Below are 14563 nucleotides of genomic sequence, written 5' to 3'. Positions count from 1 at the left end.
CTGACTAAGGACTGCCTGTGACTGGCTTGTTTATTACTCTGGAAGGCCCGGAAGGCGCCGGCAAGAGCACCAATCGTGAGTACCTGGCCGAGCGCTTGCGCGCTGCCGGCATCGAGGTGGTGCTGACTCGCGAGCCGGGCGGCACGCCGCTGGCCGAGCGCATCCGTGAAGTTCTGCTGGCCCCCGTCGACGAAGTCATGAATCCGGATACCGAGTTGCTGTTGGTGTTCGCCGCGCGTGCCCAGCATCTGGCTGAGGTGATTCGCCCGGCGCTGGCCCGCGGTGCCGTGGTCTTGTGTGATCGTTTTACCGATTCGACATATGCCTACCAGGGCGGTGGTCGCGGCTTGTCGCTGGAGCGCATCGCGAACCTGGAAACCTTCGTTCAAGGCGATCTGCGCCCGGACCTCACACTGATTTTCGATCTGCCAGTCGAGGTGGGGTTGGCCCGCGCCAGTGCTCGCGGTCGCCTGGATCGCTTCGAACTCGAAGGACGGACCTTTTTCGATGCCGTGCGCAATGCCTTCCTCAAGCGGGCCAAAGCTGATCCGGCGCGTTATGTGCTGGTCGATGCTGCCCAACCGTTGGCACAGGTCCAGCAATCGCTGGATGACTTGTTGCCGCGTCTGCTGGAGTTGAGCCGTGGCTGAGGCCTATCCGTGGCAGGAGAACCTTTGGCAGCAACTGGCGGGTCGCACCCAGCATGCGCACGCCTACCTGCTGCATGGCCCGGCCGGGATCGGCAAGCGGGCACTGGCCGAGCGCCTGATGGCCAGCCTGCTGTGCCAGCGTCCGGTCGCGCTGGACGCCTGCGGCGAATGCAAATCCTGCCTGCTGCTCAAGGCCGGCAGCCACCCGGATAACTACATCCTGGAGCCGGAGGAAGCCGACAAGGCGATCAAGGTCGATCAGGTTCGCGACCTGGTCGGTTTCGTGGTGCAGACCGCGCAGTTGGGCGGTCGCAAAGTGGTGCTGATCGAGCCGGTCGAGTCGATGAACATCAACGCCGCCAACGCCTTGCTCAAAAGCCTTGAAGAACCGTCCGGCGATACCGTTCTGTTGCTGGTCAGTCATCAGCCAAGCCGCTTGTTGCCAACCATCAAGAGTCGTTGCGTTCAGCAAGCCTGTCCGCTGCCGGGCGAGGCCATGAGCTTGAAGTGGCTGGCTCAGGCATTGCCGGAGTGTTCCGAAGATGAGCGCGTCGAACTGCTGACGCTGGCCGCCGGTTCGCCACTGGCAGCGGTCAATCTTCAGGCCCAGGGCGTGCGTGAACAGCGCACGCAGGTGGTCGAAGGGGTGAAAAAACTCCTCAAGCAACAGCAATCGCCGACGCAGTTGGCAGAAGAATGGAAAAACATTCCGATGCTGCGCCTGTTCGACTGGTTCTGCGATTGGTCGAGCCTGATCCTGCGCTATCAATTGACCCAGGATGAAGCCGGCCTCGGCCTGGCCGACATGCGCAAAGTCGTGCAATACCTGGCGCAGAAAAGCGCCCAGGGTAAAGTCCTCGATATTCAGGACTGGATCCTCGCCCAGCGACAGAAAGTCTTGAGCAAAGCCAACCTCAATCCGGCCTTGCTGCTGGAGGCCTTGCTGGTGCAATGGGCGTCGTTGCCTGGCCAAAGATGACTGCCCGCGCCTAGACTCTGAATATCAGAACATCCGGCCGTCCCACCCATTCGATGCAAGTTGCAGCCCTTTATGCTCGTAGATTCCCATTGTCACCTTGATCGCCTCGACCTCGCCGCCCACGACGGCTCCCTGGATGCTGCCCTGGAGGCTGCCCGGCAGCGCGGGGTAGGGCACTTTCTATGCATTGGTGTCAGCGCGGACAACGCGGCCGACGTCAAGGCCCTGGCCGAACGTTATGACGACGTCGACTGCTCGGTGGGTGTGCACCCTCTGGATGTGCAGCCGGGTGCCGCCCCCGCGCTGGACTGGCTGTTGCAGGAGCTCAATCACCCGCGTGTGGTCGCCATCGGCGAAACCGGCCTCGATTACCACTACGAGCCGGAAGCGGCGCAGTTGCAGCAAGAGTCCTTTCGCCTGCACCTGCAGGCGGCGCAGCAGACCGGCAAGCCGGTGATCATCCACACCCGCGGGGCCCGCACCGATACCCTGGACTTGCTGCGCGAGGCGGCACTGCCCCAGGCGGGCGTACTGCACTGCTTTACCGAAGACTGGGAAATGGCCAAGGCTGCGCTGGACATGGGCTATTACATTTCCCTGTCCGGGATTGTCACTTTTCGCAATGCCGATGCGTTGCGCGATGTGGCCAGCAAGGTACCGGCCGACCGATTGCTGGTGGAAACCGACTCACCCTACCTGGCGCCGATTCCCCATCGCGGCAAGCCAAACCTGCCGCAGTACGTGCGTGAAGTAGCGGAATTTCTGTCAATGTTGCGCGGTGAACCCTACGAGCGGTTTGCCGAGCAAACCACGGCCAATTTCAAGCGGCTGTTCCCGCTGGCGCATGTGAAAGGTTAAATCGCAGGCAAAAAAAACCCGGGTTCTGGGGGGTGAATCCGGGTTAAGACCATTAGGAGTAAAACAATGGCACGCGGTCCGTTGGTACCAATATCGGCGTGACACTTGGGGGAGATGCCCCGCCGACATTTCAAGTATTGATCAGGATTGCGCCTAGTCCAGTTTGGTGGCACGGGTTTTTAAACAAATTTGGAATACATGCGCTTCGGAAGAGTTCTCATCAACCCGTAAACGTGCGCGAAATGACCGGAAAGCACAGATATGGTCGGATGATCCGTGCATTTTTGTGCAAGTTAGGCATAATACGCGGCTTCGAATTTTGACCCCGACAGACCTTTTCTTATGCATAAAGAACCTCGTAAGGTCCGTGAGTTTCGTCGCCGCGAGCAGGAAATTCTCGATACCGCGCTCAAGCTGTTCCTCGAACAAGGTGAAGACAGTGTCACCGTCGAGATGATTGCTGATGCCGTCGGTATCGGCAAAGGCACGATCTACAAGCACTTCAAATCCAAGGCGGAAATCTACCTGCGCCTGATGCTCGACTACGAGCGCGATTTGAACGCACTGCTGCATTCGGCTGATGTCGACAAGGACAAGGAAGCCTTGTCCCGCGCGTATTTCGAATTCCGCATGCGCGATCCTCAGCGCTATCGCCTGTTCGACCGCCTCGAAGAGAAAGTGGTCAAGGGCAACCAGGTGCCGGAGATGATCGAGGAGCTGCACAAGATCCGCGCCTCGAACTTCGAACGCCTGACCCTGCTGATCAAGGGCCGGATCAGCGAAGGCAAGCTTGAAGACGTGCCGCCTTACTTCCATTACTGCGCGTCCTGGGCGCTGGTGCACGGTGCCGTCGCGCTCTATCACTCGCCATTCTGGAGCAATGTGCTGGAAGATCAGGAAGGTTTCTTCCAGTTCCTCATGGACATCGGCGTGCGCATGGGCAACAAGCGCAAGCGCGACACCGACACACCGAGCAGCTGAGCCATTCAGTTGTCTTATTGCGCCATGATTTTGCTACTTGGCGCAGTACCGCAGGAATATACTCAGGTAGTGGGACTTGCTAAAACTTGATTTCTGAGTCAAGTTTTAGCAACCCGATATTCTTCCGCCGGAGTGACCATGATCGTTGACCGTCAAGGCAGGCGTTTTCGCAACTTGCGAATCAGTCTGACCTCTGCCTGCAATTACGCCTGTACCTACTGTGTGCCCAACGGCAAGCGGCTGGTGGCTGCGCAGGACGAACTGTCGGCAGAAGCCATGGCCCGCGGTGTGGCTTATCTGATTGAGGCGGCGGGAATCGAACGCCTGCGCATTACCGGCGGCGAGCCGCTGGTCAGCCCGAAACTCGAGGCGTTCATGACGGCGGTCGGGAAGATGGGCCTGGAAGACATCAGCCTGACCACCAATGGTCAGTTGCTGGCGAAGAAACTGCCTCTGCTGGTGAACGCCGGCATTCGGCGCCTCAACGTCTCTCTCGATACCCTCGACGCCAGTGCATTCCGCGGCATTGCCCGGGGCGGCGACCTGGCCACTGTACTCAACGGCATGAGCGAGGCCAGTGCGGCCGGCATGAAGATCAAGGTCAACATGGTGCCGCTGCGCGGGCAGAACCTTGATCAAGTAATGCCGTTGCTCGACTACTGTCTGGAGCGCGGTTATGAATTGCGCTTCATCGAGCTGATGCGCATGGGCCACCTGGCCAACGATTCCAATGCCTTTCTGCAACAGTTCGTCAGCCTTCAGCATCTGCTGGGCCTGATCGGCGAGCGCTATGAGTACCTGCAGGCCGATGCCCCGGTCGATGCGACGGCCGTTCGCTATGAAATTCCCGGCCAGGGTTACTTCGGCGTGATCGCCAACGAAAGCGTGCCTTTCTGCCGTACCTGCTCGCGACTTCGCCTGTCCTCCACCGGGTGGCTGCATGGCTGCCTGTCGTCGAGCAATCGCCATTACATCGGCGACCTGCTGGACAAGCCCCGTCACCAGGCGCTGCCGGCCTTGCAACGCCTGCTGGTGAAAGCCTTGGGCGACAAGCAGGAAGTGGCGTTCTCCGGCGGCGCGACTGTCATGAAGATTATCGGCGGCTGAACCGGCCTCTTCGCGAGCAGGCTCGCTCCCACAGGGATTTGCGCAAACCCTGTGGGAGCGAGCCTGCTCGCGAAGAGGTCTATGAAGTTTTGCTGGTCACAAGCTGGCGCAAAAGCTGCATCCTACGGCCATTCGCCGGTTTTCCGACACCGGCCTCTGGAGGATAGGATGCGTAGCCTGGTTTTGCTGCTGGCCGTTTTGGCACTTGGTGGCTGCATGAACGTCAGCGATATGGCCGAGGGGACTCGTTACCATATGAGCGATGCGGGCTTGCTCGATCACAGCGACAGCCGTCGCGTAAACAACCTGCGCATTCAGCCTGACTCGTTTGTCTACATCGCCCAGGGCGCTTTCGTGCCGCCGGGCAGCACCCTTTATCCACGACCCAACGTGATAGCCGAAGTCGCGTTCGATGGCTTCGTCGAATACTTCCCGATGGTCCGCCGTGCCCGTACACCGGAAGGCCTTGACCAGGCCATGGGCGAAGCCCGTGCCGCCGGTGCGCACTATCTGCTCTACACCCGGTTTGCCAAGTCTGACGACCGTATCGGCAACTCAGACGAGTGGCTGGATCAGGAAGCCCTGGACCGCCTCGGCATCGACAGCGGTATGATTCAGATCATGTTGATCGAGACCAGCACCCAGTATTTGATTGATACTGCGACCATCAAGAGTCGTGGCGGTTTACTGACGTTTCACGATAAAAAACCCGAAGACCTGATGGGCCCGCCGCTGGAACAATATGCGCGCAGCCTGCTGGGGCTCAGCGACCAGTAAAACCAAGGAGAACGCCATGAGTGGCCCGCAAAAAGCCAACGACCTGCTGGGGCAAATCCCCAAGACCCAAGGCTTGCCGCCGGTGCACCTGTGGAATCCCGATTTCTGCGGCGACATCGACATGCGCATCGCCCGGGACGGCACCTGGTATTACCTGGGCACGCCGATCGGCCGCAAGCCGATGGTCAAACTGTTCTCCACCATCATTCGCCGCGACGGCGATGATTATTTCCTGATCACCCCGGTCGAAAAGGTCGGCATCAAGGTCGACGATGCGCCGTTCGTGGCGATTGCGGTGGACGTGGAAGGCGAGGGCGAAGCGCAGGTGTTGCGCTTTACCACCAACGTCGATGAAACCACCGAGGCAGGCAGCGAGCACCCGATGCGGGTGGTCATCGACCCGGTAACGCAGGAACCCGCGCCTTACGTGCATGTGCGCAGCAACCTTGAAGCATTGATTCACCGCAATGTGTTCTATCAACTCGTGGAGCTGGCGGTGAGTCGCGAAATAGATGGCCAGCGCTGGCTCGGTGTCTGGAGTGGCGGCGAGTTCTTCCCCATCGGCCTCGAGCCCTGACGCATAACCCTGTGGGAGCGGGCTTGCTCGCGAAGGCGCCGGGTCAGCTGACATCTTTGTCGGATGTGACTCCGTCTTCGCGAGCAAGCCCGCTCCCACATTAGGCTTATGAGTTTCTCCAAAAAATCAAATTGACACCCAATCGTATGATGATTAGCGTGGGCTTCCATTGCGAACGGCTTTGAGGTGTCCATGTCCAGCAGCTTTCATGCGTCGACGGTTGACTGGTTGGGATGCTGGCTCGCCACGGGGCAGGTCAAGCCGGGTGAGTCACTCAAGGTCGAAGCCGAGCTCGGCGAACAACTTGGCGTGAGCCGCACGGTCATCCGCGAAGCGATCAAGACCCTGGTTGCCAAAGGCATGCTCGAGGTCGGTCCGAAAGTCGGCACGCGGGTGTTGCCGGTGCGGCGCTGGAACCTCTTCGATCCCCAAGTCGTCGGCTGGTTGTCGCGCAGCGGCTTGCCGGAAAACTTCGTCGACGATCTGCTCGACCTGCGCCGCACCATCGAACCGATGGCGGTGCGCTGGGCTTGCGAGCGCGCAACCGGCGAGCAGGTGGACGCCATCCTGATGGCCTGCAACGCACTGGAGCGGGCGGTGGACAGCGGCATCGACTACAACCGTGCCGACCAGTTCTTTCACGAATGCATCCTCGCTGCCAGCCACAATCAGTTCATCGAACAGATGGTTCCCGCCCTCGGCGCGTTACTGGCCGTGGCCTTTGAAGTGTCCGCCGCCGACCCGGATGAACTGCGTCGTACCTTGCCGATTCACCGGGACCTGGCCGAGGCCATCGCGGCCCGTGATACCGCCCGGGGCGTCTGGGCCTGCATGACCCTGATCGATAACGCCGCCCTGGCGATCAAGCGTTACTACCCGCAAGTCATGGCCGATAGAAAAGCCAGCTGAAAACGAAGAGCTGTTGCAGGAGCGAGCAAGCTCGCTCCTGCACAATAAAAACAAGAACACTGCAGGAGGCTTCATGACGTGGACCGCGGTTACCGGGCATCGGGCGAAACTGGGCGAGGGCCCGTTCTGGGATGCGCCGACCCAGGCCCTGTATTGGGTGGATATCGCCGGTAAACAGGCGTTGCGGCTGATTGGCGCCAATGTGCAGATCTGGCAGATGCCGGAGCATGTGTCGGCATTCATCCCCTGCGCCAGCGGCGACGCCCTGGTGACACTGGGCAGTGGTGTGTATCGGCTGGACCTGGACTCCCCCGGGCTGGACCCGCGCCTGACATTGTTCTGTGTGGCCGATCCGCAACCGGGCAATCGCCCCAACGAAGCCCGCTGCGATGCCCAGGGCCGGCTCTGGCTCGGCACCATGCAAAACAACATCGGCGAGCGGGGCGAAGACTTGCCCATCGAACGGCGCTCCGGCGGGCTGTTTCGCATTGATCGGGACGCTCGGGTCATGCCGCTGCTCCGAGGGTTGGGCATCCCCAACACGCTGTTGTGGAGCGATGACGCCACCGGCGTTTATTTCGGCGATAGCCTCGATGGCACTTTGTATCGACATTTCATCCGTACCGACGGAGCCCTCGATGCGTCGCAGGTCTGGTTTGGCCCCCATGGGCGCGGCGGTCCGGACGGTTCGGCGATGGATGCCGAAGGTTTTATCTGGAATGCCCGTTGGGACGGCCACTGTCTGCTCAGGTTGAACCCTGACGGTAAGGTCGATCGGATCATCGAACTGCCGATCAGCCGTCCCACCAGTTGTGTATTCGGCGGTGCGGACCTGAAAACCCTGTACATCACCAGCGCGGCAAGTCCGCTGGGCCATCCGTTGGATGGGGCCGTGTTGTCAATTGCGGTGGATGTGCCTGGAAAGCATTGCACTCGTTTTGCTGGCTGAATCCCAAAATATGGGATGTAAATATATATATTGAGATTTTTCGCAAGCCGGGTTTATAGTCGGCCTCACCAGTGACATGCACTCACACTTAAAAAAACAAAACAGGTGAAGTGATGCAGCGAAACTCCCCCGCATTTCCTTGCGCAGACACGGCCTCAGACCGTTTCCAGGCTGAAACGTTTTTGCGCTCACCTGTTTCTTGCTCAACGCCTTTTGACCGGACATCGCCAGATGCCCGGTTTTCGTCGTGTTTTCGAACAGGAGTCCTGATCCATGGCTGAACCGTTGTCATTGCCACCGGTACCCGAACCGCCGAAGGGCGAACGCCTGAAAAACAAGGTCGTATTGCTGACCGGTGCCGCCCAGGGCATTGGCGAAGCGATTGTGGCGACCTTTGCGTCCCAGCAAGCCAGGTTGATCATCAGCGACATCCAGGCCGAAAAGGTCGAGAGGGTCGCGGCGCACTGGCGCGGTCAAGGCGCCGATGTGGTGGCGATCAAGGCCGACGTATCGCGCCAGCAGGATCTGCAGGCCATGGCCCGGCTGGCAATCGACCTGCACGGCCGGATCGATGTGCTGGTCAACTGCGCCGGGGTCAACGTGTTCCGTGATCCGCTGGAAATGAGCGAGGAAGACTGGCGCCGCTGCTTTGCCATTGACCTGGACGGTGCGTGGTACGGCTGCAAGGCGGTATTGCCACAGATGATCGAGCAGGGCATCGGCAGCATCATCAACATTGCCTCCACCCATTCCAGCCACATCATTCCGGGCTGCTTCCCGTACCCGGTGGCCAAGCATGGCCTGCTCGGCCTGACTCGCGCGCTGGGCATCGAATATGCGTCCAGGGGCATCCGCGTCAATGCCATCGCACCGGGCTACATCGAAACCCAGATCAACATCGATTACTGGAACGGTTTCGCCGACCCCCACGCCGAACGTCAGCGCGCGTTCGACCTGCACCCGCCGCGCCGCATCGGGCAGCCGATCGAGGTGGCAATGACGGCCGTGTTCCTGGCCAGTGATGAAGCGCCGTTCATCAATGCCTCGTGCATCACCATCGATGGCGGGCGCTCGGTGATGTACCACGACTGAGTGATCGGGCTTTTGGGCGTCTTGCTACGTCCGAAATTCAATCATCATACGATATGACTATTGGCAGTACGGCTGTACCGTCCATTGGCTACAAAGAACGCTTTCAAAGAACGCTCAAGAACAATAACAAGGAGTCTGCTTATGAATCGTCGTCACGCTATCCGTTCCCTGTGCTGTGCCGCTTTGGCGGTCTCGGCGGTCAGCCTGAGCAGCACGCTGCTGGCGGCCGAGGAAGTGAAAATCGGTTTCCTGGTCAAGCAAGCGGAGGAGCCCTGGTTCCAGACGGAATGGGCATTTGCCGAAAAGGCCGGGAAAGAGAAGGGTTTCACCCTGATCAAGATCGCCGTGCCGGACGGTGAGAAAACCCTGTCTGCAATCGACAGCCTTGCGGCCAATGGCGCCAAGGGGTTCGTGATCTGTCCGCCGGACGTGTCCCTGGGCCCTGCGATCATGGCCAAGGCCAAACTCAACGGGTTGAAGGTGATTGCTGTCGACGACCGTTTCGTCGATGCCAGCGGCAAATTCATGGAAGACGTGCCGTACCTGGGCATGGCCGCGTTCGAAGTCGGGCAGAAGCAGGGCAACGCCATGGCCACTGAGGCGAAGAAGCGCGGCTGGGACTGGAAAGACACCTATGCGGTGATCAACACCTACAACGAACTCGATACCGGCAAGAAGCGCACCGACGGCTCGGTCAAGGCCCTGCAAGATGCTGGCATGCCGAAGGACCACATCCTGTTCGCGGCCCTGAAAACCCTCGATGTGCCGGGCAGCATGGACGCCACCAACTCGGCCCTGGTGAAGCTGCCGGGTGCGGCGAAGAACCTGATCATCGGCGGCATGAACGACAACACCGTGCTCGGCGGCGTGCGCGCCACCGAGAGCGCCGGCTTCGCTGCGGCCAACGTGATCGGCATCGGCATCAACGGTACCGACGCCATCGGCGAGCTGAAGAAACCCGACAGCGGCTTCTACGGCTCGATGCTGCCAAGCCCGCACATCGAGGGCTACAACACCGCGAGCATGATGTACGAGTGGGTCACCACCGGCACTGAACCGGCGAAATTCACGGCCATGGACGACGTGACGCTGATCACCCGCGACAACTTCAAGCAGGAACTGGAAAAGATCGGCTTGTGGAACTGACGGCCGTTGGATTTCAGTGGCGGCCTCGGTGATGGGGTTGCCTGATCGGTGTGAAGAGGTGGGTTATGCACGCGCAAACAAATACTCAACAACACAGCGGCAGCTTGCGCTTCAACGGGATCGGCAAGACCTTTCCCGGGGTCAAGGCGCTGGACAACATCAGCTTCGCCGCCCATCCGGGGCAGGTTCATGCCTTGATGGGCGAGAACGGCGCCGGCAAGTCGACGCTGCTGAAAATCCTCGGCGGGGCGTACATTCCCAGCAGTGGTGCCTTGCAGATCGGTGAGCGGACGATGGACTTCAAGTCCACCGCCGACAGCATCGGCAGTGGCGTCGCGGTGATCCACCAGGAGCTGCATCTGGTGCCGGAAATGAGCGTGGCGGAGAACCTGTTTCTCGGGCACCTGCCAGCCAGTTTCGGCCTGATCAACCGCGCTGCCCTGCGCCAAAGGGCACTGGCCTGCCTCAAAGGCCTAGCCGATGAAATCGACCCGCAAGAGAAAGTCGGGCGCCTGTCCCTCGGCCAGCGACAGCTGGTGGAAATCGCCAAGGCGTTGTCCCGTGGCGCCCATGTGATTGCCTTCGACGAACCCACCAGCAGCCTGTCGGCGCGGGAGATCGAGCGCTTGATGGCGATCATCGGCCGACTGCGGGACGAGGGCAAAGTGGTGCTCTACGTGTCCCATCGCATGGAAGAGGTGTTCCGCATTTGTGATGCAGTGACGGTGTTCAAGGACGGGCGATACGTGTGCACGTTCGACGACATGAGCCAGCTGACCCACGATCAACTGGTCACCTGCATGGTCGGGCGCGACATCCAGGACATCTACGATTACCGCCCCCGCCAACGTGGTGCCGTGGCACTCAAGGTCGACGGTTTGCTCGGGCCCGGGTTACGCGAGCCGGTGAGTTTCGAGGTGCACAAAGGCGAAATCCTCGGCCTGTTCGGCTTGGTCGGCGCCGGTCGCACCGAGCTGCTGCGCCTGCTCAGTGGCCTGGCGCGCAACAGCGCCGGACGCCTGGAACTGCGTGGCCATGAACTGCAACTGCGCTCACCCCGGGACGCCATTGCCGCCGGAATCCTGTTGTGCCCCGAGGACCGCAAGAAGGAGGGCATCCTGCCGCTGGCCAGCGTCGCCGAGAACATCAACATCAGCGCACGCGGCGCCCATTCCACCTTTGGCTGCCTGTTGCGCGGCCTGTGGGAGAAGGACAACGCCGACCGGCAGATCAAGGCGCTCAAGGTGAAAACGCCGCACGCCGGGCAGCCGATCAAGTTTCTTTCCGGCGGCAATCAGCAGAAGGCCATTCTCGGCCGCTGGCTGTCGATGCCAATGAAAGTGCTGCTGCTTGACGAACCCACCCGCGGCATCGACATCGGTGCCAAGGCCGAGATCTACCAGATCATCCATAACCTGGCGAACGAAGGCATCGCGGTGATCGTGGTGTCCAGTGACTTGATGGAAGTCATGGGCATTTCCGACCGCATCCTGGTGCTTTGTGAAGGTGCGCTGAGTGGCGAACTGAGCCGCGACCAGGCCAACGAATCCAACCTGCTGCAACTGGCTTTGCCGCGCCAACGCGCTGACGGCGTGGCGAACTGAGAGGTGACTATGATGACAACCCAAAACAACACCCTGCCAACCACGCGCAGACCGCTGGACCTGCGGCGCTTCCTCGATGACTGGGTGATGCTGCTGGCCGCCGTCGGCATCTTTGTCGCCTGCACCTTGCTGATCGACAACTTCCTTTCACCACTGAACATGCGTGGCCTGGGCCTGGCGATTTCCACCACGGGCATTGCTGCCTGCACCATGTTGTATTGCCTGGCGTCCGGGCATTTCGACTTGTCGGTGGGCTCGGTGATCGCCTGTGCCGGAGTGGTCGCAGCGGTGGTGATGCGCGACACCGACAGCGTGTTTCTCGGTGTCTGTGCGGCGCTGGTGATGGGGCTGATCGTCGGGCTGATCAACGGCATCGTCATCGCCAAACTGCGGGTCAACGCGTTGATCACCACCTTGGCGACCATGCAGATCGTGCGTGGCCTGGCCTACATCTTTGCCAATGGCAAAGCGGTGGGTGTGTCTCAGGAATCGTTTTTCGTCTTCGGTAATGGCCAGCTGTTCGGTGTGCCGGTACCGATCCTGATCACCATCGTCTGCTTCCTGTTTTTTGGCTGGCTGCTGAACTACACCACCTACGGGCGCAACACCATGGCGATCGGCGGCAACCAGGAAGCGGCGCTGCTGGCCGGGGTGAATGTCGACCGGACCAAGATCATCATCTTCGCCGTGCATGGCGTGATCGGGGCGTTGGCCGGGGTCATCCTGGCGTCGCGCATGACCTCGGGACAGCCGATGATCGGCCAGGGCTTCGAGCTGACGGTGATCTCGGCCTGCGTGCTGGGCGGGGTGTCGTTGAGTGGCGGGATCGGCATGATCCGGCATGTGATTGCGGGGGTGTTGATCCTGGCGATCATCGAGAATGCGATGAACCTGAAGAACATCGATACGTTTTATCAGTATGTGATCCGGGGTTCGATTTTGCTGCTGGCTGTCGTGATCGACCGTCTCAAGCAACGCTAACGCCGTAATTCCCTGTGGGAGCAAGCCTGCTCGCGAAAGCGGTGGGTCTGACAGCTGGATGTTGGCTGTGCCGACATCTTCGCGAGCAGGCTCGCTTCCACAAAGGGCGCGGCACTCCTTCCGTCATGTTCCTTAAATATTCCTTGCCCGTGATTACCCGTTTCAGGTATCAATTTGTACATGATTAGACAGGTACGATTTGACAAGAAACAACGGGTGGTCGACGAACTCATCCGGCGCATCGAAAGCGGCCTCCTGGAGGACGGCTTTCAGTTGCCGGGCGAGCATCAGTTGGCTCAGGAATTCAAAGTCAGCCGAGGCACTTTGCGTGAAGCGCTGGCCGAATTGAAACGGCGCAACTACATCGCGACGCAGAGCGGGGTGGGTTCCATCGTCACGTATGACGGTGTGGTACTCGACCAGCGCAGCGGTTGGGCGCAGGCGCTGGCTGACAGCGGGGCGCTGGTCAATACCGAGGTGTTGCGGCTGGAGGCGGTTACCCGTCCCGATCTGCTGTCGCGTTTCGGCACCGACCAGTTCATCACCCTCGACCGTCGCCGCCGCTCAAATGACGGTACGCTGGTCTCCCTCGAACGTTCATTGATGCCCGCCAGCGGAGGCCTGGAAAGCCTGCCGCGGGTCGGCCTGATCGACAACTCCCTGACTATTACCCTGGCCGCTTATGGCTATATCGGCGAGCGCGGCGATCAGTGGATTGGTGCCGAGCCCCTGAACGCCGAAGACGCCGAACTGCTGGGGCGCCCGGAGGGCACGGTTTTCCTCAAGGCCTTGCGCACCACCTACGACCGGCAGAACCGTTTCATGGAACAGGTCGAAAGCCTGCTCGATCCCGTGCACTTTCGCCTGCACCTGCAATTTGGAAACTCGAAATGACCGCGCTCAATCGTGCCCTGGGCGCGTTCTATGGCCTGGCCCTGGGCGATGCCCTGGGCATGCCGACCCAATCCTTGAGCCGAGTTGAAATCCAGGCGCGCTTTGGTGAAATCACCGACCTGGAAGACGCCGGCCCCAATCAGCCGATCGCCGCCAACATGCCCAAGGGTTCGATCACCGACGACACCGAACAGGCGATCCTGGTCGGCCAGCTGTTGATCGATGGCGAGGGCAAGATCGAGCCGTCAGTACTTGCACAGCGGCTGATCGAATGGGAAGCCGTGATGCAGGCCAAGGGCTCGCAGGATTTGCTTGGCCCTTCGACCAAACGCGCCATCGAGATGATCCTCGCCGGTCATTCGCCGGAAGAAGCGGGGCGCTATGGCACCACCAACGGCGCGGCGATGCGTATTACGCCTGTGGGGATCGCGGCGAACGTCGCCGATCCGCAGCGTTTCATTGAAGCCGTCGTGCAGGCCTGTCAGGTCACCCACAACACCACACTGGGGATTTCCAGTGCGGCGGCGGTGGCGGCGGTGGTGTCTGCCGGTATCAACGGCATGGATCTCGGTGAAGCCTTGAACCTCGGCCAACAGATTGCCCAACAGGCGGAAAGCCATGGCCACTGGGTCGCCGGTGGGCGGATGGCCTCGCGCATCAGTTGGGCACGGAGCATCAGCGTCGACAGTGACAAAGGGCTGCTCGCCGATTTGCTGTACGACGTGATCGGCACCTCGGTGGCGTCCCAGGAGTCGGTGGTGGTGTCGTTCGCCCTGGCCCAGCAAGTGGCCATCGGTGAAATGAACGCCTTCGATGCGTTGTGCATGGCGGCCAGCCTGGGCGGCGACACGGACACCATCGCGGCGATTTTGGGCGCGATGCTCGGAGCCTGCCTGGGTCTTGAGAGCTGGCCGGTCGAGATGATCGACAAGGTCAAGGTGGTTAATGGTCTGGAGCTTGAGCCCCTTGTGACAGGGCTTCTTGCTTTGCGTTGACTGGACTGGCGCCTTCGCGGGCAAGCCCGCTCCCACAGGTTTAGTGCAAGCCTCAAGTTCACGC

Annotated in this window: 15 protein-coding genes; all 15 read left to right on the top strand. The window is 60.6% G+C overall.

Annotated features, from left to right (window positions below; genetic code table 11):
• Window positions 1-17 precede the first annotated feature (17 nt).
• Window positions 18-650, top strand: coding sequence for a dTMP kinase (gene tmk, locus ACLD1X_RS09090; RefSeq protein ID WP_429367018.1), 633 nt, complete (start codon window positions 18-20; stop codon window positions 648-650).
• Window positions 643-1629 carry a DNA polymerase III subunit delta' gene (locus tag ACLD1X_RS09085; protein ID WP_429367017.1) on the top strand — a complete coding sequence of 329 codons (987 nt, stop codon included), beginning with the start codon at window positions 643-645 and terminating at the stop codon, window positions 1627-1629. The genes tmk and ACLD1X_RS09085 overlap by 8 nt, the downstream gene beginning before the upstream one ends.
• Before the next feature lie 72 nt (window positions 1630-1701).
• Window positions 1702-2487: a TatD family hydrolase gene (locus tag ACLD1X_RS09080; RefSeq protein WP_429367016.1), complete on the top strand. Its 786-nt coding sequence runs from the start codon at window positions 1702-1704 to the stop codon at window positions 2485-2487.
• A 342-nt stretch (window positions 2488-2829) separates the two neighbouring features.
• On the top strand, window positions 2830-3468 hold the full coding sequence (locus tag ACLD1X_RS09075) for a TetR/AcrR family transcriptional regulator (protein WP_007997056.1): 639 nt from the start codon (window positions 2830-2832) through the stop codon (window positions 3466-3468).
• A 138-nt stretch (window positions 3469-3606) separates the two neighbouring features.
• On the top strand, window positions 3607-4575 hold the full coding sequence (locus ACLD1X_RS09070; RefSeq protein ID WP_429367015.1) for a GTP 3',8-cyclase MoaA: 969 nt from the start codon (window positions 3607-3609) through the stop codon (window positions 4573-4575).
• Window positions 4576-4743: 168 nt separating this feature from the next.
• Window positions 4744-5352, top strand: a complete 609-nt coding sequence (locus ACLD1X_RS09065) for a DUF4823 domain-containing protein (protein ID WP_429367014.1) — start codon at window positions 4744-4746, stop codon at window positions 5350-5352.
• A gap of 16 nt (window positions 5353-5368) precedes the next feature.
• Window positions 5369-5929: a DUF1285 domain-containing protein gene (locus tag ACLD1X_RS09060; protein ID WP_413704199.1), complete on the top strand. Its 561-nt coding sequence runs from the start codon at window positions 5369-5371 to the stop codon at window positions 5927-5929.
• 192 nt (window positions 5930-6121) lie between these two features.
• Window positions 6122-6838, top strand: a complete 717-nt coding sequence (locus tag ACLD1X_RS09055) for a FadR/GntR family transcriptional regulator (protein ID WP_429367013.1) — start codon at window positions 6122-6124, stop codon at window positions 6836-6838.
• A 73-nt stretch (window positions 6839-6911) separates the two neighbouring features.
• The gene (locus ACLD1X_RS09050) at window positions 6912-7787 is read left to right on the top strand and encodes an SMP-30/gluconolactonase/LRE family protein (protein ID WP_429367012.1); all 876 of its coding nucleotides are present in this window, start codon (window positions 6912-6914) and stop codon (window positions 7785-7787) included.
• A 273-nt stretch (window positions 7788-8060) separates the two neighbouring features.
• Window positions 8061-8879 carry an SDR family oxidoreductase gene (locus tag ACLD1X_RS09045; protein ID WP_429367011.1) on the top strand — a complete coding sequence of 273 codons (819 nt, stop codon included), beginning with the start codon at window positions 8061-8063 and terminating at the stop codon, window positions 8877-8879.
• Window positions 8880-9020: 141 nt separating this feature from the next.
• Window positions 9021-10025 carry a substrate-binding domain-containing protein gene (locus tag ACLD1X_RS09040; RefSeq protein WP_429367010.1) on the top strand — a complete coding sequence of 335 codons (1005 nt, stop codon included), beginning with the start codon at window positions 9021-9023 and terminating at the stop codon, window positions 10023-10025.
• Between the two features lie 65 nt (window positions 10026-10090).
• Window positions 10091-11629 (top strand): L-arabinose ABC transporter ATP-binding protein AraG, encoded by a 1539-nt coding sequence (gene araG, locus ACLD1X_RS09035; RefSeq protein ID WP_429367009.1) that lies wholly within the window; start codon window positions 10091-10093, stop codon window positions 11627-11629.
• Window positions 11630-11641: 12 nt separating this feature from the next.
• Complete coding sequence (gene araH / locus ACLD1X_RS09030; RefSeq protein ID WP_429367008.1) at window positions 11642-12610, top strand: L-arabinose ABC transporter permease AraH; 969 nt, start codon at window positions 11642-11644, stop codon at window positions 12608-12610.
• Between the two features lie 180 nt (window positions 12611-12790).
• Entirely contained in the window at window positions 12791-13504 is a 714-nt protein-coding gene (locus tag ACLD1X_RS09025) for a GntR family transcriptional regulator (protein WP_429367007.1), read from the top strand.
• Complete coding sequence (locus ACLD1X_RS09020; RefSeq protein WP_429367006.1) at window positions 13501-14499, top strand: ADP-ribosylglycohydrolase family protein; 999 nt, start codon at window positions 13501-13503, stop codon at window positions 14497-14499. Before ACLD1X_RS09025 ends, ACLD1X_RS09020 begins: the two co-directional genes overlap by 4 nt.
• Window positions 14500-14563: the final 64 nt, after the last annotated feature.

This window comes from Pseudomonas sp. 18173 (assembly GCF_050432945.1).
In the GTDB taxonomy this organism is placed as follows: domain Bacteria; phylum Pseudomonadota; class Gammaproteobacteria; order Pseudomonadales; family Pseudomonadaceae; genus Aquipseudomonas.
The sequence above is the reverse complement of the archived record's forward strand: the minus strand, read 5'-3'. Positions and strand labels throughout refer to the sequence as shown.

Coding starts and splice junctions, on each gene's coding strand:
- ACLD1X_RS09025 (WP_429367007.1), top strand. CDS start 12,791: ATGATTAGACAGGTACGATTTGACAAGAAACAACGGGTGGTCGACGAA.
- ACLD1X_RS09070 (WP_429367015.1), top strand. CDS start 3,607: ATGATCGTTGACCGTCAAGGCAGGCGTTTTCGCAACTTGCGAATCAGT.
- ACLD1X_RS09040 (WP_429367010.1), top strand. CDS start 9,021: ATGAATCGTCGTCACGCTATCCGTTCCCTGTGCTGTGCCGCTTTGGCG.
- ACLD1X_RS09055 (WP_429367013.1), top strand. CDS start 6,122: ATGTCCAGCAGCTTTCATGCGTCGACGGTTGACTGGTTGGGATGCTGG.
- ACLD1X_RS09050 (WP_429367012.1), top strand. CDS start 6,912: ATGACGTGGACCGCGGTTACCGGGCATCGGGCGAAACTGGGCGAGGGC.
- ACLD1X_RS09020 (WP_429367006.1), top strand. CDS start 13,501: ATGACCGCGCTCAATCGTGCCCTGGGCGCGTTCTATGGCCTGGCCCTG.
- ACLD1X_RS09075 (WP_007997056.1), top strand. CDS start 2,830: ATGCATAAAGAACCTCGTAAGGTCCGTGAGTTTCGTCGCCGCGAGCAG.
- araH (WP_429367008.1), top strand. CDS start 11,642: ATGACAACCCAAAACAACACCCTGCCAACCACGCGCAGACCGCTGGAC.
- ACLD1X_RS09045 (WP_429367011.1), top strand. CDS start 8,061: ATGGCTGAACCGTTGTCATTGCCACCGGTACCCGAACCGCCGAAGGGC.
- araG (WP_429367009.1), top strand. CDS start 10,091: ATGCACGCGCAAACAAATACTCAACAACACAGCGGCAGCTTGCGCTTC.
- ACLD1X_RS09060 (WP_413704199.1), top strand. CDS start 5,369: ATGAGTGGCCCGCAAAAAGCCAACGACCTGCTGGGGCAAATCCCCAAG.
- ACLD1X_RS09080 (WP_429367016.1), top strand. CDS start 1,702: ATGCTCGTAGATTCCCATTGTCACCTTGATCGCCTCGACCTCGCCGCC.
- ACLD1X_RS09065 (WP_429367014.1), top strand. CDS start 4,744: ATGCGTAGCCTGGTTTTGCTGCTGGCCGTTTTGGCACTTGGTGGCTGC.